The sequence below is a fragment of the Rhodococcus sp. F64268 genome, assembly GCF_023015605.1.
GTDB lineage: Bacteria > Actinomycetota > Actinomycetes > Mycobacteriales > Mycobacteriaceae > Rhodococcus.
Window position 1 is genome coordinate 84,336 of sequence record NZ_JALKAI010000012.1, and the last position, 23,168, is coordinate 107,503.

At 68.7% G+C, this 23,168-nt stretch carries 16 protein-coding genes and 4 pseudogenes; 10 read left to right on the plus strand and 10 right to left on the minus strand.

Annotation, left to right across the window (positions count from 1 at the left end; genetic code table 11):
- The first annotated feature begins 43 nt into the window (after positions 1–43).
- The 3 genes and pseudogenes from MWU77_RS21980 (at position 44) to MWU77_RS25050 (ending at position 4,846) form a co-directional block, all read left to right on the plus strand.
- Entirely contained in the window at positions 44–589 is a 546-nt protein-coding gene (locus tag MWU77_RS21980) for a hypothetical protein (protein ID WP_247274772.1), read from the plus strand.
- Positions 586–1,563: a serine/threonine dehydratase gene (locus MWU77_RS21985; protein ID WP_247274773.1), complete on the plus strand. Its 978-nt coding sequence runs from the start codon at positions 586–588 to the stop codon at positions 1,561–1,563. The genes MWU77_RS21980 and MWU77_RS21985 overlap by 4 nt, the downstream gene beginning before the upstream one ends.
- Before the next feature lie 270 nt (positions 1,564–1,833).
- Positions 1,834–4,846, plus strand: a pseudogene (locus MWU77_RS25050) (Tn3 family transposase).
- A 35-nt stretch (positions 4,847–4,881) separates the two neighbouring features.
- Here the strand turns inward: MWU77_RS25050 and merB are convergent.
- Positions 4,882–6,003: an organomercurial lyase MerB gene (gene merB, locus MWU77_RS21995; protein WP_247274774.1), complete on the minus strand. Its 1,122-nt coding sequence runs from the start codon at positions 6,001–6,003 to the stop codon at positions 4,882–4,884.
- Between the two features lie 34 nt (positions 6,004–6,037).
- Entirely contained in the window at positions 6,038–7,474 is a 1,437-nt protein-coding gene (merA, locus tag MWU77_RS22000) for a mercury(II) reductase (protein WP_005195274.1), read from the minus strand.
- Positions 7,475–7,596: 122 nt separating this feature from the next.
- On the opposite strand from merA, the pseudogene MWU77_RS25160 reads away from it, so the two are divergent.
- Positions 7,597–7,833, plus strand: a pseudogene (locus MWU77_RS25160) (ArsR/SmtB family transcription factor); the annotation flags it as partial.
- On the opposite strand, the gene MWU77_RS22010 reads toward MWU77_RS25160, so the two are convergent.
- The 8 genes and pseudogenes from MWU77_RS22010 to MWU77_RS22045 form a co-directional block, all read right to left on the minus strand.
- The gene (locus MWU77_RS22010; protein ID WP_247274775.1) at positions 7,721–10,066 is read right to left on the minus strand and encodes a cation-translocating P-type ATPase; all 2,346 of its coding nucleotides are present in this window, start codon (positions 10,064–10,066) and stop codon (positions 7,721–7,723) included. The pseudogene MWU77_RS25160 and the gene MWU77_RS22010 sit on opposite strands and share 113 nt — an antisense overlap.
- An 88-nt stretch (positions 10,067–10,154) precedes the next feature.
- A complete protein-coding gene (locus MWU77_RS22015) occupies positions 10,155–10,442 on the minus strand; it encodes a hypothetical protein (RefSeq protein ID WP_247274776.1) in 288 nt (95 codons plus the stop codon).
- On the minus strand, positions 10,439–10,681 hold the full coding sequence (locus tag MWU77_RS22020; protein ID WP_247274777.1) for a DUF2892 domain-containing protein: 243 nt from the start codon (positions 10,679–10,681) through the stop codon (positions 10,439–10,441). Before MWU77_RS22020 ends, MWU77_RS22015 begins: the two co-directional genes overlap by 4 nt.
- On the minus strand, positions 10,681–10,860 hold the full coding sequence (locus MWU77_RS22025) for a hypothetical protein (protein WP_247274778.1): 180 nt from the start codon (positions 10,858–10,860) through the stop codon (positions 10,681–10,683). Before MWU77_RS22025 ends, MWU77_RS22020 begins: the two co-directional genes overlap by 1 nt.
- The gene (locus MWU77_RS22030; RefSeq protein ID WP_308198850.1) at positions 10,857–12,239 is read right to left on the minus strand and encodes a glycosyl hydrolase family 65 protein; all 1,383 of its coding nucleotides are present in this window, start codon (positions 12,237–12,239) and stop codon (positions 10,857–10,859) included. Before MWU77_RS22030 ends, MWU77_RS22025 begins: the two co-directional genes overlap by 4 nt.
- Position 12,240: 1 nt before the next feature.
- Positions 12,241–13,460 (minus strand): annotated as a pseudogene (locus tag MWU77_RS22035) (IS3 family transposase).
- A 65-nt stretch (positions 13,461–13,525) separates the two neighbouring features.
- A pseudogene (locus MWU77_RS22040) lies at positions 13,526–14,281 on the minus strand (HAMP domain-containing protein); the annotation flags it as partial.
- Positions 14,278–14,970 (minus strand): response regulator transcription factor, encoded by a 693-nt coding sequence (locus MWU77_RS22045; protein WP_037217568.1) that lies wholly within the window; start codon positions 14,968–14,970, stop codon positions 14,278–14,280. The gene MWU77_RS22045 and the pseudogene MWU77_RS22040, both read right to left, overlap by 4 nt.
- Positions 14,971–15,184: 214 nt before the next feature.
- On the opposite strand from MWU77_RS22045, the gene MWU77_RS22050 reads away from it, so the two are divergent.
- From MWU77_RS22050 to MWU77_RS22075, 6 genes are all read left to right on the plus strand, one after another.
- Positions 15,185–15,472, plus strand: a complete 288-nt coding sequence (locus MWU77_RS22050; protein ID WP_194989189.1) for an SHOCT domain-containing protein — start codon at positions 15,185–15,187, stop codon at positions 15,470–15,472.
- A complete protein-coding gene (locus tag MWU77_RS22055) occupies positions 15,438–16,994 on the plus strand; it encodes a multicopper oxidase family protein (protein ID WP_228799003.1) in 1,557 nt (518 codons plus the stop codon). Before MWU77_RS22050 ends, MWU77_RS22055 begins: the two co-directional genes overlap by 35 nt.
- Before the next feature lie 78 nt (positions 16,995–17,072).
- Complete coding sequence (locus MWU77_RS22060) at positions 17,073–17,732, plus strand: DUF305 domain-containing protein (RefSeq protein ID WP_194989187.1); 660 nt, start codon at positions 17,073–17,075, stop codon at positions 17,730–17,732.
- 45 nt (positions 17,733–17,777) lie between these two features.
- Positions 17,778–19,949 carry a copper-translocating P-type ATPase gene (locus tag MWU77_RS22065; RefSeq protein WP_374229949.1) on the plus strand — a complete coding sequence of 724 codons (2,172 nt, stop codon included), beginning with the start codon at positions 17,778–17,780 and terminating at the stop codon, positions 19,947–19,949.
- A gap of 39 nt (positions 19,950–19,988) precedes the next feature.
- Positions 19,989–20,828 carry a F510_1955 family glycosylhydrolase gene (locus MWU77_RS22070; RefSeq protein WP_183079181.1) on the plus strand — a complete coding sequence of 280 codons (840 nt, stop codon included), beginning with the start codon at positions 19,989–19,991 and terminating at the stop codon, positions 20,826–20,828.
- A 500-nt stretch (positions 20,829–21,328) separates the two neighbouring features.
- Entirely contained in the window at positions 21,329–22,924 is a 1,596-nt protein-coding gene (locus MWU77_RS22075) for a multicopper oxidase family protein (RefSeq protein WP_247274780.1), read from the plus strand.
- Positions 22,925–23,168 lie beyond the last annotated feature (244 nt).

The window sequence follows — 23,168 nt, forward strand, 5'->3', positions numbered from 1 at the left end:
GATTTCTGCACGGGGTCGCCAGCGTCCGCGAACACGTCGAAATATGCAGACGATCGGCTCGCTCGAACGCGAAGACCAGCAACCGAGCTCGGATGTGGCGATGCGCATTAGTGCCGCATTCGACCGGCCTGTACAGCACGTGTTCGTCTGGGTCGGCCTGATACGCCGTAGTCCGCCCTCGCCCGAGACGACCGAGCAGGTAGGCGAAAGCACCGCGGTCCTGACCGAACCGTTGCCACAGTGGGTGTCGGTGCGGCGTTCCGGCTACGCTCGCTGCGTGCACTCGACGAGCGAGCTGATCGGGCAGGTCCTGCGTGAGGCGATCGAGGGCGGCGGGCTGGCGGCATGGGCGACGGTCGACCTCTGGGACGGTGTCGCGACCGCACACATCACAGAAACCGGTGGCACGATCCACATCGTCGACGAGAGCGTCGCGCAACGAGGGATCTCCGCGATCCTGCTCGACGACGACGTCCACCACGCTCACGCTCGGGAAGCGTTACGCGCCGACAACACCCGCCTGATCGACGGTGAGGTCGCCGACGCGATTGTGCAGTTCGGGCTCTTCGGGTGGATCGTGTATCGGTGAGCTTTCCCTACGACAACACCCGAGCAGCGGCCACGGCGGTCGATCACCAGTCCGTCGTCGACGCTGCGCACCGCATCACCTCGATCGTGCGGCGCACCCCGATCCTCACCACTGCGGTGCCCACCCCGAACGGGCCGGTCGAAGTGGCGTTCAAACTCGAATATCTGCAGCACGGTGGGTCGTTCAAGGTGCGTGGCAGCCTCAACGCGCTCGGCCGCGCTCGTGAGAACGGCACGCTCCCCGACGCGGGCGTGCTCATCGCCTCCGGTGGCAACGCCGCGATCGGTGCCGCCTGGGCGGCCCGATACTGGGACACACCCTGCACCGTCGTCGTTCCCGAAGCTGCGCCACCGACGAAACTCGACCGATTGCAGCGGCTCGGCGCGACCGTGCACCGGATGGGTTCGTCCTACGCCGACGCCGCAGCGCACGCCGTAACTCTCGCCGGTGAACTCGGTGCCTTGACATTGCACGCCTACGACCTGCCGGACATCGTCGCTGGCGCCGGCACCATCGCGCTCGAACTGGCGGAACAGGTCAGCACGCCCATGGAGTATCTTGTCGCAGTCGGAGGTGGGGGCCTGGTTGCCGGGATCACCGCCGGTGCCCGCGACACCGACGTGATCCACGGCGTCGAACCGACCGGTGCTGCAGCCCTGCACCATGCGCTGGCCGCGGGAACACCGATCGATATCGAGGTGGACAGCATCGCCGCCGATTCGCTCGGTGCCACCCGCATCGGGAACCTCGCGTGGGCTGCGGCGAGCAGTGGCCGCATCGGCAGTCTCGTCGCCGACGACGCCGCTATCGTCGCCGCGCGACGCTGGTTGTGGGACGAGCTACGCATTGTCGTCGAACACGGCACGGCGGCGGCGCTCGCACCGATTCTGGCCGGGACGGTCACCGCGACAGCGGGCCGAACCCTGTGCGTGGTGCTCTGCGGCGCCAACACCGCGCTATCCGACCTGGGCTGATCGATCGCCGCGAGCTCAGGTGACGTCGAACCGATCCAGGGTCATCACCTTGGCCCAGGACGCCACGAAATCTCGAACGAACTGGGGCTGCGCGTCGTCGCAGGCGTACACCTCGGCGATACGGGGTCCCGGTAGTAATGGCGCAAAAAACAACGAAGTTCGCGTAGTGCCTGGTCAGCGGCGATTTCTCGGTTCGGGCTGCGGGCCGGGGTGGTTGGTGCTTGGCTTGTCTGCCGATGAGGTTGGTCGGCGTGTTGGAGGCTGGGGTTCGTGGCGACGCGGGTATTCGCGGACGAGGAGTTGCAGCGCCTGCGGGAGTTCCCGGAGATCAGTCGTGAGGAGTTGTTCCGGTACTTCACGCTGACCCCGGCGGATCTGGCGTTTGTTGCTCCGCAGGGCAGGGGCCCTGCGGTCCGTCTGGGCCTGGCGGTGGCGTTGTGCACCTTGCCGTGGCTGGGGTTCGTGCCGGACAAGGTGCCGTCGGCGCCGCCGGTGGCGGTGGCCCGGCTGGCGGATCAGCTGAATATCGATGCAGCGCAGCTTCGTTCGTATGGCAAGCGGGCGCAGACGCGGACCGAGCATGTGCGGCTGGTGGCCCAGTATCTGGGGTGGCGGCCTGCCGGGGCGATGGAGTTGAAGGAGCTGGATGAGTTTCTGCTGGCGCGGGCGATGGAGCACGATTCGCCGACGCTGTTGTTCCGGCTGGCGTGTGAGTACCTGATCTCGGCGCGGGTGATCCGGCCGGGCCCGGAAACGGTGGTCCGCCGGGTCGCGCACGCTCGCACGCGGGCGCAGCGGGAGACCTACGACCGGTTGGCGCGCGAGTTCACGCCGCAGCGGTGTAAGGAACTGGATGCGTTGCTGGTCGTCGACCCGTCGATCGAGATGTCGCGGTTGAGGTGGTTGTCGACCGGCCCGGTGGAGGCGTCGGCGACCGCGGTGAAGGCCGAGGTCGAGAAGCTGGTGTTCCTGCGCAACCTGGGCGCGGATGAGCTGGACATGTCGGTGCTGCCGGCGGAGCGGCGGCGGTTCCTGGCGACGGTGGGCCGCCGCTTGACGGGCCAAGCCCTCGAACGCCGGGATCCGCAACGCCGCTACCCGATTCTGCTCACCGTGTTGGCGCAGTCGGCCACCGATGTGCTCGACGAGGTGGTGCAGCTGTTCGATCAGGCGATCTCGGCCAGGTTGAGCAAGGCCGAACGCCGGATGCGCGACGAGCTGGCCGAGCGCGGTAAGGCCGGAGAGGATCGGCAGGGGTTGCTCGACGACCTGCTGGCGATCGTCCGTGACCTGCAGATCCCCGACCAGGAGATCGGCGGCCTGATCCGGGGCGATCGGATCGGATGGGAGCGGTTGCGGGCCGCGGTCGCGCAGGCCAAGCCTCGGCTGCCGCGCGATCACGGGCACCTGGCCGCTCTGGACAGCTCGTACTCCTACCTGCGGCAGTTCACCCCGCAGGTGCTGTCGACAGTCCGGTTCGCCGGCGGCACCGCCGCGACCGAGCTGCTGATCGGGGTGCACATGCTGCGGGAGCTGAACGCGACCGGTACCCGCAAGGTGCCCGACGACGCGCCGACCGGGTTCGTGCCGACGAAGTGGCGCGGCTACCTCGACGAGGCCCGCAAAGCCGGTAACACCACCGCCTATCGGCACTACTGGGAGCTGTGCGTGCTGCTGGGGCTGCGTGACGGGTTGCGCAGCGGGGATGTGTTCGTGCCGGGGTCGCGCCGCTACGCCGACCCGGCCGCGTACCTGCTGACCCCGCAGGCGTGGGAGCCGCAGCGTGACGAGTTCTGCCGCCTGGTCGGCAAGTCCGCTGATCCCGCTCGCGCGCTGGCGACCGCCACCGACGAGCTCGACGCCGCTATGGGCGAGTTGGAGAAGGTGCTCGCCGGCGGCGACGGGCCGGTCCGTCTCGATGAGGCCGGTGACCTGGTGATCTCACCGCTGTCGGCGGAGGATGTGCCCGCGGAGGCGACGGCGCTCAAGGCCGAGCTGACGGAGATGCTGCCGTTCGCGCCGATCGTGTCGCTGCTGATCGAGCTGGACAAACGCACCGGCTACCTGGACTGCTTCACCCACGCCGGCGGCAAACAGGCCCGCAGCCCGGAGCTGAAACGCAACCTCATCGCCGTCCTGCTGGCCTACTCCACCAACCTCGGGCTGACCCCGAATGGCCGAGGCGTCGGGCCTCTCCTACGACATCCTGGCCTGGACCAGCGAATGGTATGTGCGGGAGGAGACGCTGCGGGCGGCGAACCTGACGATCATCGACTACCACCAAAGGCTGCCGCTGACCCCGGTCTTCGGCGCCGGCACCCTGTCGTCGAGTGATGGGCAACGGTTCCCGACCCGCGGCAAATCGGTCACCGCCAGAGCGTTGAGCCGCTATTTCGCGAACGAAGGACTGAGCACGTATACCCATGTCACCGATCAGCACGCCACCTACGGCACCAAGGTCATCGTCGCGACGAGACGCGAAGCTCACTACGTGCTGGACGAAATCCTCGGCAATGCAACGGATCTGCCGATCACCGAGCATGCGACCGACACGCACGGCGTCACCCTCGTGAACTTCGGGCTGTTCGACCTGCTCGGATTGCAGCTCTCGCCCCGCATCCGGGACCTGGGCCGGATCACCCTGTATCGGGCGGCGCCTCGGGCCCAGGTGGAGTCCGCGTTCCCGCACGCCGGGCCGCTGCTGACCCGCAAGCTGAATCTGGATCTCATCGCCGAGCACTACGACGACCTGCTCCGGCTGAGCGGGTCGCTGAAGTTCGGGCACGCCACCGCGTCGCTGCTGGTCGGCAAGCTCTCCGCGTCGGGCCGGCAGAACGCCCTCGCGGCGGCGCTCAAGGAATACGGGGCGCTGCGGCGCACGATCTACGCCGCCCGGTACCTGTCCGACCCGGGCTATCGGCGCAAGATCTCCCGACAGCTCAACAAGGGCGAATCCCTGCACGCGCTCCGCCGCGACCTGCTCTACGCGCACGAAGGCGCCGTGCGCGCGAGGCACCTGGAGGGACAGACCGAACAGGCATGGTGCCTCACGTTGGCGACCAACGCCGTCATCGCCTGGACCACAGAGTATTACGGGCTGGCGACCGAACAGATGCGGCGGGCCGGGCGGCGCATCGACGACGAGGTGCTGACGCACATCTCCCCGGCCCACAGCGAGAACATCAACTTCTTCGGCGCCATCGAGGTCGACATCGACGCCGAACTCGCCCAGCTCGGCCCCACCGGGTACCGGCCGCTGCGCGTGCGGGACACCCTGTTCTGACCCGCAGCGCCGGCCCGGATCGGCGGCGGCGCGATCTAGCAGCAGGCGCTGGTTCCGGTGATCGTGGTCGGGTCGGTGATCGCGTCGGCGAGGGGGCGGGCGAGCTGGTGGTAGGCGTCGGTGACCGGCAGCACCGTCATGCCTGGGAATTTCGCCTGCCAGTGGTGGGCGGCGTCGGAGGTGGCGAGGAACATCTGCGGGTTGCAGCAGGTGGCGCGGAGGTGACCGGGCTGGATCCGGTCGGGGTCGACGAAGGCCACCATCGCGGTGGCCGGTTCCAGGTCGCTGACCCCGGTGACGGGGTCGATGGTCAGGCGCACGGTGGTGCCCGTGATCGGGCAGTCGGATTCGATGCAGGCGGGTGCGCCGATGACGGCGGGGAAGATGAGGGTGTCGGGGGCACACCAGGTGTAGAGCTGGTGGCCACCGACGCTGAACCGGTGCGGGGTCGGGTTGAGGGTCAGGCCCCAGCCGACGATCCGGCCGGCCTCGTCGTATTCGACGTCGGCGCCGATCGGCGTCTGCGCGGGGTCGAGGTCGGGCACTCCCGCGGCGGCGGCGAGTTCGGTGACGGTGACCGGGGTGCCGTGGGCGAGCAGCCGCAGCGCGGCGCGCATCAGCGCCCGGTCCCGGCCGGCGGGCAGGATCTTGGCGAAAACGTCGGCAGTGAGGTTGTCGGTACTCATGGGATCGGACTCCTCGAGGGCGATCGGACAGTGACGGTGCCGACGGTAGGGTCTGTCCCCGGGGTGAGGGTCAAGCCCGTAGCTCGCATCCGCACGGGTCACCGGCCCAGCACAGGTCGTCGGTGGCCAGATGCGCACGGTGTGCGGTTTCGAAGGCGTCGATGCGGTCGAGGATCTGCTCGGCATCGGGCGCAGCCGCTGCCGCGACCGCTGCAGCAGCTCGGCGAGATGGGCGCCGACCGAACGGCCGTGGTCGTCACGGTCGGTGGAGGTGAGCTGGCAGATCTCGGCGATGGTGAGCCCGAGGCCGCGCAGCTCGCCGATGAACCGCACGCACCACTCCGCGTCGTCGGTGTAGAGGCGGTAGCCGGCCGGGCTGCGGCCCAGGGTGTAGATCAGGCCGAGGTCGGTGTACTCGCGCAGCGCCTTCACCGGCACCCCGGTGCGGGCCGAGAGGTCCCCGATCGTCATGTGTCCGTTCATCACTGCCTCCCGTCCGACGGCGTCAGCCTGCGCAGCAGGACAGTTTGGTGACGTCGGTGGTGAAAGTCTGCGCGGTCAGTTTCAGCGCTTCGGCCATGGTCAGGTACGGCGCCCAGGTGTGGGCGAGCCGGTCGACGGTCAGACCCGCGGTCATCGCATAGGTGGCGGCGGTGATCAGGTCCCCGGCGCCGTCGCTGAGGGCGTGCACGCCCATGATCCGGCCGGTGCCGGCTTCGGCGACGATCTTGACCAGGCCGCGGGTGTCCCGGTTGACCAGCGCCCGCGGCACGCTCGACAACCCCAGCACCCGGCACTGGCAGGCCAGCCCGGCCGCGGCGGCTTGCGCGTCGGTCAGTCCGACCGAGGCGATCGCGGGGCTGGTGAACGTCACGCGCGGCACCGTGGTGTAGTCCAGGACGCGATCGGCACCGGCCAGGGCGTTGTCGGCGACCAGGGTGCCCTGCGCGGCGGCCACGTACACGAACTGCGGATCCCCGGCCACGTCCCCGGCCGCCCAGATGCGCGGATTGCTGCTGCGCTGGCGGTCGTCGACCACGACCGCGCCCCGCTCGTCGACGGCGACGCCGACCGCATCCAGGCCCAGCCCGGCGGTGTTGGGGCGGCGGCCGGTGGCCATCAGCACCTGCTCGGCCCGCAGCTCGGTGCTGGCGCCGCCGCCGGTGCGCACGGTCACCACCTTGTGCCCGTCGTCGGCGAGGACCTTCTCGACGGTGGCGGCGGTGAGCACGTCGATGCGCTCGTGGGCGAAGACGGCCTCGAGCGCGGCCGAGATTTCCGGTTCCTCACCCGAGGTCAGCCGGCTACGCGCGATCACCGTGACCTTGCTGCCCAGGCGGGCGAACAGCTGGGCCTGCTCGAGCCCCACATAGCCCGCACCCACCACGATCAGCGACTCCGGCAGCTGCTGGAGGTCCATGGCGGTGGTCGAGGTCAGATACCCGGCCTCAACGAGGCCGTCGATCGGCGGAGCCCAGGGCGCGGCACCGGTGGCGATCAGATACTGGTCGGCCTCGATCACCCGTACACCGCCCTCGGCGCGCGCGACCCGCAGCACGGGTGCCTCGGCGCTGCCGTCGAACACCGCGGTGCCGGAGACGATCTCCCACCCGTAGTCGGCGGCCAGGTCGACATACTTCTCCGCCTGCAGCTGCCCGACCAGCGCGTCCTTGCCCGCGATCAGGGCGGGGAAATCCAGCGGCACCTCGGCGGGGGTGAGCCCGGGGAACCGGCCCGCCGCCTCGGCGGCGTGGCGGGCCTCGGCGGCGGCCAGCAGCGCCTTCGAGGGCACACACCCGACGTTCACGCACGTGCCCCCGACCGTCCCGCGCTCCACCATCACCACCCGTTTGCCGAGGTTGACCGCGGCGATGGCGGCGGCGAACGCCGCCGAGCCGGAACCGATGATCGCCAGATCGGCGCGGGAATCTGTCAAGGTCACGAGGGTGCCTCCTGGTCGGGCAACCGCTGAACCGACAACGGCTGCTATTCGTGTTGACGAATATCTACCGGAACCATATTATGCGTTTATCCGAATAGTTCAAGTCTCGTGGAGGCGATCCCATGGCCCGGTCCACCACCGCCACTGTCACCGTGCCCGGTGCCGAGTCGGCGTGTACGCATCTGGATACGACGGCGAAGTTTTTTCGCGCCCTGTCGGATCCGACCCGGCTCAAGCTCCTCGAATTCATCCTCGCCGGGGAGCGCACCTCCGCCGACTGCGTCGAACACGCCGGCATCTCGCAGCCCCGGGTGTCGGTACACCTGTCCTGCCTGGCCGACTGCGGGTATGTCCTCGCGCGCCGCGACGGGAAGAAACTGCGGTACTCCGTGGGTGATCCGCGGGTAGCTGACCTGGTGATGCTGGCGCGGTCGCTGGCGGCCGACAACTCCGCCGCGCTGGGCTGCTGCCCGCGCATCCCCGCCGCGGACGGTAGTGGGCGGCGATGAACACACCCGACAACAAGGCGACGTCGGTGCCGGCGCCGATAGCGATGCCCAGATCCGCCTGCGCGAGCGCGGGGGCGTCGTTGACCCCGTCGCCGACCATGGCGACCTTCTTGCCGCCGCGTTGCAGTTCGGCGATCTTGTCGGCCTTGTCACCGGGCAGCACCTCGGCGATGACGGTGTCGATGCCCAGCTGTCCGGCGATGCGCCGGGCGGTCGCTTCGTTGTCGCCCGAGAGCATGACCACCTCGATACCGAGCTCGTGCAGCGACGCCACCGCCTCGGCCGAGGTTTCCCGGGCGGCGTCGGCCAGGGCGATCACCCCGACACCGCGGCCGTCGACCGCGACGAGCACGGCAGTACGCCCCGTCGCGGCGAGCTCGTCGCGTCGATCCATCAGCGCGCCGAAGTCGACGTCCTCGGCCACCATGAGTTTGCGGTTGCCCACTGCTACCCGCCGGCCGGCCACCTCGGCAACCGCGCCGTGGCCGGGCACGTTGCGAAAGTTCTCCACCGAGACGGCGGGAATGCCGCGCTCGGTCGCATGGCGCACGATTGCGCCCGCGAGGGGATGTTCGGATTCGCGTTCGACCGCTGCCACCAGCGTCCAGAGTTCGTCCTCGGGCAGACCGTCGACGACGACGTCGGTGACCTCCGGCTCGCCTTTGGTCAAGGTGCCGGTCTTGTCCATCACGACGGTGTCGATCCGGGCCGAGGTCTCGAGAGCGGTGGCGTTCTTGAACAGCACGCCGCGCTTGGCGCCGAGGCCGGTCCCGACCATGATCGCGGTCGGGGTCGCCAACCCGAGCGCGTCGGGGCAGGTGATCACCACGACGGTGATGGCGAACAGCAGCGCCCTCTGTACGTCCCCGTCGAGCAGCCACCACACCAGGAAAGTGCCCACGCCGCCGACCAAGGCGACGAAGACCAGCCAGAACGCGGCCCGATCGGCCAGGCGTTGACCGGGGGCCTTCGAGTTCTGCGCTTCTTGGACGAGGGCGACGATCTGGGCGAGGGCGGTGTCGGAGCCGACCTTGGTCGCCCTCACCCGCAGGGTGCCGGTGGTGTTGATCGACGCACCGATCACTTCGGAGCCTTCGGTCTTGGTGACCGGCAGGGACTCACCGGTGACCATGGATTCGTCGACCTCGGAGTGGCCGTTCTCGACGACCCCGTCGACCGGGATCTTCGCCCCCGGCCGGATCAGCAGCAGGTCGCCGACCACGACCTCGGTGGTGGGGATGTCCGCCGGCTCACCGCCGCGCAGCACCACCGCCCGGGGTGGGGCGAGTTCGAGCAGGGTGCGGATGGCGTCGTTGGCGCCGCCGCGCGCGCGCATCTCGAACCAGTGCCCGAGCAGCACGAAGCTGGCCAGCACCGTGGCGGCCTCGTAGAACACCTCGCCGCCGCCGGTCAGGGTCACGCCCACGCTGTAGAGCCAGCCGGTGCCGACCGCGACGGCGACGAGCACCATCATGTCCAGGGTTCGGGCCTTGAGGGCCCGGTAGGCGCCGTCGAAGAAGATCCACGACGAGTAGAAGACCACCGGAATCGACAACAACAGCGAGAAGACGTCGTCGCGTAGGCCGAACGGTGCCGCCACGGTGAACCCGAGCACCTCCCGCCCGATCGGCGACCACAGCAGGATCGGGATCGACAGCAGTGCCGCCACGAGGAAGCGGTTGCGCATGTCGCGCACCATCGCGTCCATCGACATCCCGGCGTGCCCGCCGTGGCCCATCAACTGCTGGGGCGTGTGGGCGGCGTGTTCGTCGTGTGCGGCAGGGGCGGGTGCGGCAGAGGGGTGGGCGGCGTGTTCGCGCGGTTCCTCCTGCGGGTCGCACAGGTGCGACGGCACCGACTTGCCCTCGCAGTGGTATCCGCAGTCCCGTACCCAGTCGGTCAGGGTCGCCACCGAGGTCACGGCCGGGTCGTAGGTGACGGTCGCGGTCTGGTTCATCGCGTTGGCCTCGACAGCCAGGACGCCGGGTCGGCGGAGCAAGGTGGACTGCACCACCGCCGCCGAAGTCGCCCAGTGCAGGCCACCGACCTCGAGTACGGCGGTGCGTTCGTTTCTGTTTGTCACGGTGTTCGAGGACATGGCGTTCTCCGGACGGTCGATGCGAAATGCGCGCTGGAAGGTCAGGGAAAGGCAACCGAAGAGCCGAACGCAGCTAGCGGCCCGATCCAGGGCCTCCGTGGCCTCCGTGCCCGCCACCGCCCATCATCATCGCCATCATCAGCACGCAGGCCCCGGCGAACACCAGGGCGCCGACGCCCACAGTGCCGGTGGCCACCAGCGCAATGGCGATCGCCAACATGGGGATACAGCAAATCACCATCATCGCGCGGTGTCCGAGAGCTCGACGCATTCGCCCGGAACGCGCGGGGGCCGGTTCGGAGTGTTCGTGGGGGAAGTGCCGACGCTCGGGCATGTCGGGCATCTCACGGGGGTCGGTCATCGGACACCTCTCAACGACTTGGGCTGGTAGCCGAGTGCGGCGTAGAGCGGGCAGTGCCCCAAGGCTCCGGTCACCGCGAGGTCGAGACCAGCCAGGATCAGCAGTACTTCCAGTACGGCCACCCCGAGGCCCGGGGACTGGAACAGCAGGACGATCCCGGCGGTAATCGCGGCCACTCCCACCACGATGCGACCGATGCGTTCGGCCGGGGTGATGTTCAACGACCATCGACGTGCCATCACAACCGCTCCTTCGCCGGTGAGCCGGGGCAGATTCCCCGGAAGTGCTGCGTGCCTTCATCCTCGTTCGGGGCTACGTAGATCCGGTGCGCATCGGATGAGGATTTGATGAAGATCTCGTGCCGCACGGCCCCCGTCTTCGGTCCGAGGCAGCGGTGTCTCGTGCGCTGGGAGTTCATCGGCGGCTCCTTGTCGTCGGGTGCCGCTGCAGCGGGAACTGCAGCGTCTGTCCGTCACCGAGGGTCCGGCGTGCTCCGTCCACATCGACGGTGACCGCGGCGGCGGTGCAGCGATGGGCGGTCAGGGTCAGCGTGCTCTCGTCGAGGCGCACGTCGATGCGGTGGCCCCGGTAGTGCAGTCGGAACTGCAGTTCCCGGATTTCGGGGGGCATCTGCGGGGTGAGCACCAGACGGTCCGACTCGAAACGGACTCCGGCGAACGAGCGGGTGACGATGTCGACGGTGCCGGCCATCGCGCCCAGGTGGATGCCTTCTCGGGTGGTGCCGCCCTGCGTGTCGTCCAGATCGGCGATCAGCGCTTCCCGGAAGACGGCCCAGGCGCGGGTGGGATCGATCCGGGCCAGCACCGAGGCGTGTACGACCCGGCTCAGGGTCGACCCGTGTGCGGTGCGGGCCAGGTAGTAGTCGACGGTGCGGGTCAGCTGCTCGGCGGTGACGTCGTAGCCGAGCCGGGCGAGTATCGACAGCAGCTCGGTCGGTCCCAGCAGATACAGCAGCATCAGCACATCTGCCTGCTTGGCGAGCTTGTAGCGGTTGGTGGTGTCTGCTTCGGATTCCAGGATCAGATCGAGGCGGCCGATGTTGCCGTAGGTGCGCCGATAGCGAGGCCAGTCGAACTCGGAAAGCCGGTCGTATCCGTCGAACTGGCTGATGAGCCCGTCATGGAACGGCACCGCGATGCGACGGCTCAGATGTCGCCATCGCGTCATCTCCTCGGGGTCGACGCCGAGCCGGTCGAGCAGTTCGTCACCGTCGGTGCCGGCCAGCTCCGCCACCGTCGCGGCCGCATGGTGACACACCCAGGCGGCCATCACATTCGTGTAGGCGTTGTCGCGGACACCGAGACCGGGGGCCTCGGGATACCCGTCGTGGTATTCGTCGGGGCCCATCACCCCGGAAAGGTGGAACCGGTCCTCCTCCGGGTCGTGCTCGGCCAGGGAGGTGAACAGGCGGGCCACCTCGATCAGCAGTTCACCCCCGCGGTCGTGGAGCCACGCCCGGTCACCGGTGCTCTGGTAGTACTGCCAGGTGTTGTAGGCCACCGCCAAACCGACGTGTCGTTGGCGCCGGGAATTGTCGGGCATCCAGCGTTCCGAGCGCGGGTTGTAGAGCTGGGTGGGGGTTTCCTCCCGTCCGTCGCTGCCGCTCTGCCAGGGAAACAACGCGCCGGCAAGTCCGGCGCGGGCGGCGGCGTCGCGGGCGGTGTCGAGACGTCGCCACCGGTACTCCAGCAGCGACCGGGTCACCGCGGGCAGGTGTGTGGTGATCACCGGCAGGACGAACAGCTTGAGCTTGCCCCTTGAGAGTGGACACCGGATTTCATGCGGCGAGTGCGAGCGTAGCCGATGCGGTCAATCGTCGTTCGAACTCGATCGGCGCCAGATAACCCAGCGCGGAATGACGCCGTCGCCGGTTGTAGTACGACAACCACTCGAACAATTCCAGACGCGTCCGCGCCTTCGACGTCGCGGCCTTGCCATGCAACCATTCACGCTTCAGACTCTGAAAGAACGACTCCGCCAAGGCATTGTCGTAACTTGACCCCACACGCCCCCGGCTCAGTCGAATACCCTGTGCAGCACAGAATGTCGCGAATTCAGCCGAGGTGTACTGCGCTCCGCGATCGCTGTGAAAAATCACGCCGTCCACGACACCGCCACGAGTGGTGATCGCCATGTCCAGTGCATCGGTGACCAATTCGGTACGCATATGCTCGGCGATCGACCACCCCACCACCCGACGCGAACAGATGTCGATCACCGTCGCCAGATACAACCACGACGACCCCACCGGAATGTAGGTGATGTCGCCGCACCAACGGATATCGAGCGCCTCGGCGGTGAAATCCCGACCGATCAGATCCGGCACCGCCGACGCATGCGGATCGGGAATCGTGGTGCGCCGGCCACGCCGCAGATGCCGACCGACGATGTGGTGGCCACGCATCAACCGCGTGACCTTTTTGCGGTTGATGCGCACCCCGAGTTCCCGCAGTTCGGCGTGGATGCGGGGTGCACCGTACCCGCCGCGATGCTCGGTATGGATCTCACGGATCTGCGCCACGGTCGCGGCCTCCTCGGCAGCACGCTCGGTGCGCGCATCGGCGGTGGCCAGGTGCCGGTAGTAGCCGGACCGGGAGGTACCGAGGACCCGGCACAGCCGCTGCACACCGAACTCGCTGCGGTGGGTGGAGATGAAGTCCCAGCGGCAGGTCTTCACTTCATCTCCTGCGCGAAATAGGCGGCTGCCGGGCGCAGAATCTCACGTTCGAGCTGCCATTCCTTCTCCGAGCTGCGCAGCCGGGCGTTCTCTGCCCGCAACCGCGCCAACTCGTCGGCTGCGGTCTCGTTGCCGCCGCCCGCCGTGGCAGCTGAGCCCTGCGCCGAGGCGTTGTCCTTGCGAACCCAGGTCCGCAAGGTCTCGCCGCTGATGCCCAGGTCCGAGGCCACCGCGGCGTAGGTACGGGTGCCGCCGCCGGCGCGATACAACGCGACCGCGTCTCGGCGGAACTCCTCCGTGTACTGAGACTGGCGTCCCATGTGAACATCCCTCCTGGTTCTTCTACGAACCATTGTCAGGGTGTCCACTCCGAGGGGGCAGCCTCAACGCCTTTGCTCTCGTACCGTTCGCGCACCGCGTCGACCGCGGTGGTGACGAGGGCGCCGGTGGTGGTGGGCACCGGCCGGATGCGGGTGAGGTGTTCTTCGGCGCGCGAGACGGCGGTGATGTCCTGGGCGAGGCGGCCCAGTCGGTGGATGGCGGCGCGCAACACCTGCCGGGTGTCGTCGTCGAAGGTGCGGATGCCGTCGTCGAGGGCTTCGAGGTAGGAGTCGAGGGTGGCGATGGGGGTGCGCATCTCGTGGCCGAGGTCGGCGAGCATCCGGCGGCGGGTGGTTTCGGTGGCGTCGAGGCGGCGGGCGAGTTCGTTGACGGTGGCGGCGAGTTCGTCGAATTCGCCGCCGAGTCCGGGACTGGGCACGCGGGTGTCGTAGTGGCCATCGGCGATCCGGGCCGTGGAGGCGGTCACGGCGGTCAGCGAGCGTTGGACGCGGCGGGTGAAGTACCAGCTCACCGCCAGCGCCAGGAGCACGGCGATCGCGATGGCCAGGCCCCAGGCCAGGATGATCGCCCGGGTGAATGCCTGTTCGACGTGGGCGGCTTCGCTGGAGTTGTGGTCGATGCCGGCCTGGCCGAGGTGATCGTGGAAGATGCCGGGCGCGAGCGCGGAGGCGACGAGCCAGGCGCTGACCGCGCAGCCGACCACCACCACGGTCAGCGCGAGGAACAACCGGGTGCCGAAACTCGAACCGGTCAGTGCCCGTCGCAGCGACGGCCCCGACGCGGGGATCCGAGTGTTCATTGTCCGGTGCCCATCCGGTAGCCGACGCCGCGGACGGTGCGCACGTAGCGGCCTTCGGTGGCGTCGTCGCCGAGTTTGCGGCGCAGATGCCCGATGTGCACGTTGACCAGCTGCTCGTCCCCGACCCAGCTCGGACCCCACACCGCTTCGATCAGCTGCGTCCGGCTGAGAACGACAGCGGGATCCTGGGACAGGGCGGCGAGGACGTCGAATTCGGTGCGGGTGAGTGCCACCGGCACGCCGCCGACGGTGACCTCACGGCCGTCGACGTCGATGGCCAGGTCACCGAAGTTGCGGGCGGGCGTGCCCGGAACAGACTCGGCCGGCCGGGGGGTGTGGGTGCGGGGGCGACGCAGCATGGCCTGGATGCGGGCCGTCAACTCCCGGGGGCTGAACGGTTTGCTCATGTAGTCATCCGCGCCGACGGAGAGCCCGATGAGGGTGTCGACTTCCTCGGTGCGGGCGGTGAGCATCACCACGTAGGCGTCGGAGAAGGTGCGCAGTTGCCGGCACACCTCGACACCGTCCAGATGTGGCAGGCCCAGATCCAGGACCACGACATCGGGATCGACCTGCCGGGCGAGGCCGACCGCGTCGGCGCCGTCACCGGTGATCGTGACCTCGAACCCGTCGCGTTCGAGGTAGCTGCCCACCAGGTTCGCCAGCGGCGCCTCGTCCTCGACGACCATCGCCCGCAACCCCGTCGGCGGGCGCCGCACCGTTGCGGTGTCGCTGCTGGTCTCGGGCGTGCGCGCAGAGGTGTCCATGGCATCCATCATCGCCAGTAGCGTCCGGCGCTGACGTTGCGGCCGGACTTCTTGAGCAAATCTTCATGCAACCTCCACCGGATTACCGGGGTCCGTGCGCGAGGCTGGAAGCACGAAGAGAAGGAAGGGGACGATCATGATGGGCTGGGCAGGTGAGCTGAGCTTGACCGGATGGATTCTCATGGCCGTGTGCATGCTCGCGTTCTGGGCGGTGGTGCTCTACCTGATGGCCGCCATGTTCCGCACCGACCGCGCAAGCGGGCCAGACGGCACCGAACACGAGGCCGATCCGCTGCAGGTGCTCGAAGCGCGTTTCGCCCGCGGCGATATCGACTACGACGAATTCGTCGCACGCCGTCAGCTACTGACCCCGACCAGGGGCACGGCCGATGGCAGCGGCCGACAGGAGCCGATCCGTGGGTGAACTGACCCGCCGGTCCTTCATGCTCGGATCGCTTTTCGTCGGTGCCGGGGCGCTGGCGGCCTGTTCCGGATCCGGATCGCCGACCGGTGCGCCGGTGACCGCCTCGTCGAGCGTGGTGCGCCGCCTCGAGCAGCAGCGCCGCACCCCCGGCCAGCGAGTGGTCTCGGCCCGGTTGACGCCGCGTCCGGTCGAGGTGGACCTCGGTGGGCGCGTCGTCTCCACCTGGGGCTACGACCAGAATCTGCCCGGACCCCTGCTCCGGGCCCGCGCCGGGGATCTGCTGCGGGTGGAGGTCGACAACCGGCTGCCGGTCGAGACGAGCGTGCACTGGCACGGCCTGGCGCTGAGCAACGACATGGACGGGGTACCCGGGTTGACCCAGGACCCCATCACCGCCGGCGGCCGGTTTACCTACGAGTTCACCGTCCCGGATCCGGGCACGTACTTCTACCATTCGCATTCCGGGCTGCAGCTCGACCGCGGCCTGTACGGCGCGCTGGTCATCGACGACCCGCTCGAGCCCGGCGACTACGACCACGAGTGGATCGTGGTGCTCGACGACTGGCTCGACGGCACCGGTCGCACCCCCGACGACGTGGCCCGCGACCTCGGCATCGGCGCCGACGCCTCGAGTGAGAGCGGCGACGCCGGCATGGGCGGGATGGACCACGGCGCCATGGGCATGGACGGCATGGACGGCATGGACATGGGTGAGGAAACGATGCTCTCCCCGCTGCTCGGCGGCGCCGGGGACGTCTCCTACCCGCACTTCCTGGTCGGCGGCCGAGTCCCCGAGGACCCGATGGTTTTCACCGCCACACCGCGGCAGCGGGTACGGATCCGGTTCGTCAACGCCGGCGCGGACACCGCCTTCCGTGTTGCGCTGGGCGGGCACCGGATGACCGTCACCCACACCGACGGCTTCCCCGTCGTGCCGCAGGACACCGACGCACTGCTGATCGGCATGGGCGAGCGCTTCGACGTCCTCGTCACCCTCGGCGACGGCGTGTTCCCCTTGTTCGCGCAGGCGGAAGGCAAGACCGGGCACGGGCAAGCGCTGGTGCGCACCGCCGCCGGCGAGCTCCCCGCGCAGTCCCGCCCCGAGGAGCTGGAGCGGCGGGTGCTGCTCGGCACCGACCTCGCGCCCCGCGAGTATGTGCGGCTGACGGAGCGCGATCACGACCTGTACCACAGCGTGGATATGGGCGGGACCATGTCGCCGTACCGGTGGACCCTCAACGGCCGGGCCCACCCCGACATCCCGCCGCTGGACGTGAGCGAAGGACAGCGGGTACGTATGCGGATGCGCAACATGTCGGACATGTTCCACCCGATGCACCTGCACGGACACACCTTCGCGCTCACCGACACCGGCCTGCGCAAAGACACCGTCACCATCGGGCCGATGCGCACCGTCGAGATCGAATTCGACACCGACAACCCTGGCCAATGGGCTCTGCACTGCCACAACGCCTACCACCAGGAAGCCGGGATGATGACCACCGTGTCCTACCTGGCCTAGTCCGCGGTGTGCCGGCCGGGAAAAGACACCGGTGGCCGGTTCCCCTGTTCTGTGACCGTTCGAGGAAAGGATCCACTCATGAACAACAAGAAGACTCTCGCCGTCGGCGCCATGGCGCTGGCGGTGGTGTTCACCGCGGCCGCGTGCAGCGACTCCGACACCGGCACCACCGCCGCCACATCGAGCGCCACCACCTCGGCCACCGCCTCCGCCGCCGACGAAGCGGCAGCGCACAACGACGCCGACGTGATGTTCGCGCAGATGATGATCCCGCACCACAGTCAGGCCATCGAGATGAGCGACATGCTGCTGGCCAAGCAGGACATCCCCGCCGACGTGACCGCGCTGGCCGAGCAGATCAAGGCCGCTCAGGGCCCGGAGATCGCACAGCTCGAATCCTGGCTCGAGCAGTGGGGCGAGCCCACCGAGATGCCCGAAACCGGCAACAACGACATGCCCGGCATGGACATGGACGAGGGCATGGACGGTATGGAGGGAATGCAGATGGAAGGGATGATGAGCGAGGAGGACATGCAGGCACTGTCCGATGCACAGGGCACCGACGCCGCTCGCCTGTTCCTCGAGCAGATGATCGCCCACCACGAAGGCGCGATCGACATGGCCCAGACCGAGATCGAGGACGGACAGTTCCCCGACGCCGTCGAGATGGCCCGCACCATCGCCGACACCCAGCAACAGGAGATCGACACCATGCGCCAGCTGTTGACCACCCTGTAGAGCGCCCTGTTCGCTTTTCTGCCGGCCCACAGTCAGGAGCTTTCGATGTCGCACCCGGAGCACGGACACTCCCACCCGGACCCGGCGCCCGCCGGGCACGAGCACGGCACCTCCACCCAGAGCCCACCCCCCGACGAGCACGACGCGCACGCCGGGCACGGCGAGCACCTCGCCCACATCGGCCATGACGATCCTGCCGGGCACGGCGGCCATGATCGGCATGCCGGGCACGGGGCGCACGGGGAGATGTTCCGCCGGCGGTTCTGGATCAGCCTGATCCTGTCGGTGCCGGTCGTCGCGTTCAGCCACATGGTCGCCGAGCTGCTCGGCTACCCCCTGCCGGACTTCCCCGGCGCGATGTGGATTCCGCCGGTCCTGGGTACGGTGATCTTCGTCTACGGCGGCGCGCCGTTCCTCACCGGCGGCTGGGCCGAACTGCGCTCGCGCCGTCCCGGGATGATGCTGCTCATCGCCATGGCGATCACCGTCGCATTCGTCGCGTCCTGGGTCACCACCCTCGGACTCGGCGGGTTCAACCTGGACTTCTGGTGGGAACTGGCCCTGCTGATCGTGATCATGCTGCTCGGGCACTGGCTCGAGATGCGCGCCCTCGGTTCGGCCTCGGGCGCCCTCGAAGCCCTGGCCGCGATGCTCCCGGATACCGCGGAGAAGATCACCGACCACGGCAACCGCGAGGTGCCGATCGCCGAGCTGACCCGCGGCGATCTCGTACTGGTCCGCGCCGGGGCACGGGTGCCCGCGGACGGCACCGTCACCGACGGCCGCGCCGAGGTCGACGAATCGATGATCACCGGCGAATCCAAGGCCGTGACCCGGCAGGTCGGGGACACCGTGGTCGCCGGCACCGTCGCCACCGACAGCGCCCTGCGGGTGCGCATCACCGCGGTCGGCGACGACACCGCCCTGGCCGGCATCCAGCGCATGGTCGCCGACGCCCAAGCCTCGTCCTCTCGCGCCCAGGCGCTGGCGGACAAGGCCGCAGCGTTCCTGTTCTACTTCGCCGCCGTCGCGGGCATCCTGACCTTTGCGGTGTGGTCGCTGCTCGGCAACGTCGACGAAGCGGTGGTGCGCACCGTCACCGTGCTGGTCATCGCCTGCCCCCACGCCCTCGGTCTGGCGATCCCGCTGGTGATCGCGATCTCCACCGAACGCGCCGCCAAGGCCGGGGTGCTGGTCAAGGACCGGCTCGCGCTCGAACGCATGCGCACCGTCGATGTGGTGCTCTTCGACAAGACCGGCACGTTGACCCAGGGCCGGCACCAGGTCACCGGTGTGGTCACCACCGCCGGGATCAGCGAAGAGCAGGTGCTGGCGCTGGCCGCGGCGGTCGAGGCCGACAGCGAACATCCCGTCGCCCGGGCCATCGTCACCGCGGCCGCCAGTCGTGTCCCGGCGGGTGAGCGGATCGCCGCCACCGACTTCCGGTCCCTGCCGGGCCGGGGGGTGCGCGCGATCGTCGACGGCACCGAGGCGAGCGTCGGAGGCCCGGCCATGCTGGCCGATCGGCAGTTGTCGGTGCCCGCCGACGTCACCGCCGTGACCCAGCAGTGGGTGGCGCGCGGGGCCTCGGTGCTGCACATCGCCGAGGACGACCGGGTGCTCGGGGCGTTGGCGCTCGAAGATGCCGTGCGCGAGGAATCCCGCCAGGCCATCGACGCGCTGCATGCCCGCGGGGTGAAGGTCGCAATGATCACCGGCGATGCGCGACAGGTCGCCGACGCGGTGGCCGCCGACCTCGGTATCGACGAGGTGTTCGCCGAGGTGCTGCCCGAACACAAGGACGCCAAGGTCACCGACCTGCAGAACCGCGGGCACACGGTCGCGATGGTCGGCGACGGCGTCAACGACGCCCCGGCCCTGGCCCGCGCCGATGTCGGTGTCGCGATCGGCGCCGGCACCGATGTGGCCATCGAGTCCGCCGGCGTCGTGCTCGCGGCGAACGATCCGCGGGCGGTGCTGTCGATCATCGCGCTCTCGCATGCCAGCTACCGCAAGATGTGGCAGAACCTGGTGTGGGCCACCGGCTACAACATCATCGCCGTGCCCCTGGCGGCCGGGGTGCTGGCCTTCGCCGGGGTCGCGATCTCGCCCGCGGTGGCCGCGATCCTGATGTCGGTCTCGACCATCGTGGTGGCGCTCAACGCCCAGCTGTTGCGTCGTCTCGATCTCGAACCCGCCCACCTGGCTCGCACCTGAGCCGGCACCCGATCGATCCGAAACGAGTTCCTGCTTATCATGTCGAGTTTTCCCCTGCGCCGGTGGGCGCGTGCCCTGGTGCCTGTTGCTGCTGTGGTCGTGCTCGCCGGTTGCGCGACCGGTGAACAATCCACCACGACCACCGAGCCGGCGGGGGCATCGGAGGTGCCCGGCACAGCGTTGGCGCCGGCCCTTGACCATCTGCATGGTCTGCACCTCGATGCGGATGGTGTGGTGCTGGCCGGTACTCACTCCGGCCTCGTCGAGATCGCCGCGGACGGGCGCACCACCCGCGTCGGCGTCTCCGACGACGACTTCATGGGACTGACCGGGGCGCCGGGCACCGACCGTCTCTTCGCGTCCGGGCACCCGGGGCCGTCGAGTTCGGCGCCGAATCCGTTGGGGCTGATCGACAGTCTCGATGGCGGCCGCACCTGGACGCCGAAATCTTTGACCGGCGAGGTGGATTTTCACGCCTTGGCCACCGACGGTGCGTTGCTGGTCGGCTTCGACGGCACCACCGGATTGCTGACCTCCACCGACGGCGGCAGCAGCTGGACCCCAGGCGCCCCGATGGGCGCGGCCGCGCTCGCCGTCACCGACACCGGGGTGTGGGCGACCACCACCGCCGGGCTGCAGCACAGCACCGACGGCGCACGCACCTTCACCTTGGTGCCCGACGCCCCGCGGCTGGCGCTGCTCTCCGCCGCGAGCGACGGCTCCCTGTGGGGGGTCGACACCGGCGGCACCGCGTGGCGCAGCCGCACTGGTGAGAGCTGGGAGCAGCACGCGGTGGTCGGGCCGGTCGAAGCCGTGCTGGCCGTCGACTTCGACACCGCCTACGCCGCGACCGCCCAGACGCTCTACCCACTGAACTGACCCAATGAGCACTGGTCCGGGCCTTCTTGCGGGAATGGTTGCCCAGTCTGCGCAGCAGCGTCACCGACGACAATCGTCCATCCCGGATCGAGCGGGCAGTGCGCACCGGGTCCGGCCGGGGGGGTCTCGAGCAGCGCCCAGTCGATGACGTTGTCGCCGAACAGCGAATCGATGCGCTGATAGCGGGCGCTCGCCTCGGGGCGGTAGAAGTTCAGGTCGTGTCAGTTGCGGATGGGGGCAGCAGGTCAAACCCCAACGGAGTGCCCCGGCCGAACACCGGCCGCGACATCGCATGCAGCAACGCAGCGGGCCTCCGTCGGTGGCGGCGGGGGCGGCCCCCGCCAGCGTCCGGTGTGGAGATTCTGCACCGGAAATGTGTCCTGCGCACGTGATCAGATCCGACCCGACCTGTGTCCTTCCGATACGGAGTCCGGTCAGCTGTTCTGTTCCCAGCGCGCCCCACCTGCCGGCGCGCACAGCACACTCTTCAGGAGAGTTTCGTGACCCCCTCCGGCAACTTCGGTCCCCGCGTCAGCAGGCGAACATTCCTCACCGCCACCTCGGTGGGCATCGGCGGTCTGGCGCTGACCGCGTGCAGCAAGACAACATCGACGACGCCCGGCACCACAGCAGCGAGCGTCGAGCAGAGCGCGATTCTCGCTGCCGAGGCGAAACGCCCTCACACCGGTCGTACCGTCACCGCCAACCTCACCCCGCAAATGACAGAACTCGACCTCGGCGGACCAACAGTGCGTTCCTACGCCTACGGCGACACGGTGCCGGGACAGGTGATCCGCGCCGGCGTCGGTGACGAGCTGGCCGTCACGGTCGACAACAAGATGTCTGATCCCACATCGGTGCACTGGCATGGCATCGCTCTGCGCAACGACATGGACGGCGCCGCCCCCGCAAGCCCCGACATCAAGCCGGGCGAGTCCTTCACCTACCGGTTCTCGGTGCCGCACTCGGGCACCTTCTGGGCCCACCCACATGTCGGGGGGCAAACGGACTACGGGCTGTATGCGCCGGTGATCGTCGACGACCCCAACGAACCCTTGTCGTACGACGCGGAATGGATCGTGGTCCTCGATGACTGGACCGATGGTGTCGGTCGCAGCCCTCAACAGATTCTCGACGAACTCCGCAAAGGCGGGATGGGATCGATGGATCACGGCTCCATGCCCGGGATGGGCATGCCAGGTATGTCCGGCATGCCGGGCATGTCATCAGGCATGTCGGGCATGGCTCAGCCGCCCACCAGCGGCTTGTCCGATGGGACGAGCGACAACCTTCTCGGCGGTGACGCCGGGGATGTCACCTACCCGCTCTATCTGATCAACGGCCGCGTCCCGGAGTCTCCTTCTTCGTTCACCGCCAAGCCGGACCAGCGGATCCGGATTCGTATCATCAACACCGGCGCCGACACCGCGTTCCGGGTCGCGCTCGCCGGGCACCGCATGACCGTCACCCACACCGACGGCTTTCCTGTGGTCCCCACCGAGGTCGATGCACTGTTGGTCGGAATGTCCGAACGCTACGACGTCATCGTCACGGCCGCAGACGGCGTCTTTCCGCTCGTCGCCGCGGCAGAGGGTAAGAACGCGCAGACCCGCGCCCTGCTCCGGACAGGCGCCGGCGCCGTGCCGGATCCAGGTATGCGGCCCACCGAACTCGCCGGGCAGGTCGGAACCGTGCACTCGTTCTCGGCCACCGGTGAAGTGATGCTTCCCCAGGGACCGCCGGATGTGAACCTGACGGCCGATCTCGGTGGCGACATGATGAGCTATCAGTGGACGATCAACGGCCGGATGTTCGACCAGATGGAGCCACTGACCGTCCGGGAAGGCCAGCATGCCCGATTGACGTTCACCAACATGTCGATGATGTGGCATCCGATGCACCTGCACGGGCACACGTTCCAGGTCGTCCGCGCCGATGGCACCCCAGGACCGCGTAAGGACACCGTGATCGTCCTGCCGATGCAGAAGATCGAAGTCAACCTCGTCGCCGACAATCCCGGTTACTGGATGCTGCACTGTCACAACGGCTACCACCAAGACGCGGGCATGATGACCAGGCTCGACTACCGGAGCTGAGCGCCGTGCGGGGGTGCGTCACCGGCACCCGGCGCCGGTGATGCACCCCGCCGGGCGCGTTCTTCTCGGTAACCCGGCCGGTTCGGTACCCGGTCGGTGCGGACCGGATGTCTAACGCAGGGGTGGAGAGGGTCTGATTGTTTGGTAGAGCATCCGCCACGGGTGTGGCCGTGCTCGCGGGGCACCACGCCAGCCAAGACGGACTGCAGGGCCCTGCCCTGCGGAGCAACGAATGCCGGATCAG

Excerpts from the sequence above, each read along its gene's own strand:
- MWU77_RS21980 (WP_247274772.1), top strand. The coding sequence starts at position 44 with ATGCAGACGATCGGCTCGCTCGAACGCGAAGACCAGCAACCGAGCTCG.
- merB (WP_247274774.1), bottom strand. The coding sequence starts at position 6,003 with ATGACGATCGGGGACCTCTCGGCCCGCACCGGGGTGCCGGTGAAGGCG.
- MWU77_RS22015 (WP_247274776.1), bottom strand. The coding sequence starts at position 10,442 with ATGACCGACCCCCGTGAGATGCCCGACATGCCCGAGCGTCGGCACTTC.
- MWU77_RS22020 (WP_247274777.1), bottom strand. The coding sequence starts at position 10,681 with ATGGCACGTCGATGGTCGTTGAACATCACCCCGGCCGAACGCATCGGT.
- MWU77_RS22025 (WP_247274778.1), bottom strand. The coding sequence starts at position 10,860 with ATGAACTCCCAGCGCACGAGACACCGCTGCCTCGGACCGAAGACGGGG.
- MWU77_RS22045 (WP_037217568.1), bottom strand. The coding sequence starts at position 14,970 with ATGGTCGTCGAGGACGAGGCGCCGCTGGCGAACCTGGTGGGCAGCTAC.
- MWU77_RS22050 (WP_194989189.1), top strand. The coding sequence starts at position 15,185 with ATGATGGGCTGGGCAGGTGAGCTGAGCTTGACCGGATGGATTCTCATG.
- MWU77_RS22055 (WP_228799003.1), top strand. The coding sequence starts at position 15,438 with ATGGCAGCGGCCGACAGGAGCCGATCCGTGGGTGAACTGACCCGCCGG.
- MWU77_RS22060 (WP_194989187.1), top strand. The coding sequence starts at position 17,073 with ATGAACAACAAGAAGACTCTCGCCGTCGGCGCCATGGCGCTGGCGGTG.
- MWU77_RS22065 (WP_374229949.1), top strand. The coding sequence starts at position 17,778 with ATGTCGCACCCGGAGCACGGACACTCCCACCCGGACCCGGCGCCCGCC.
- MWU77_RS22070 (WP_183079181.1), top strand. The coding sequence starts at position 19,989 with ATGTCGAGTTTTCCCCTGCGCCGGTGGGCGCGTGCCCTGGTGCCTGTT.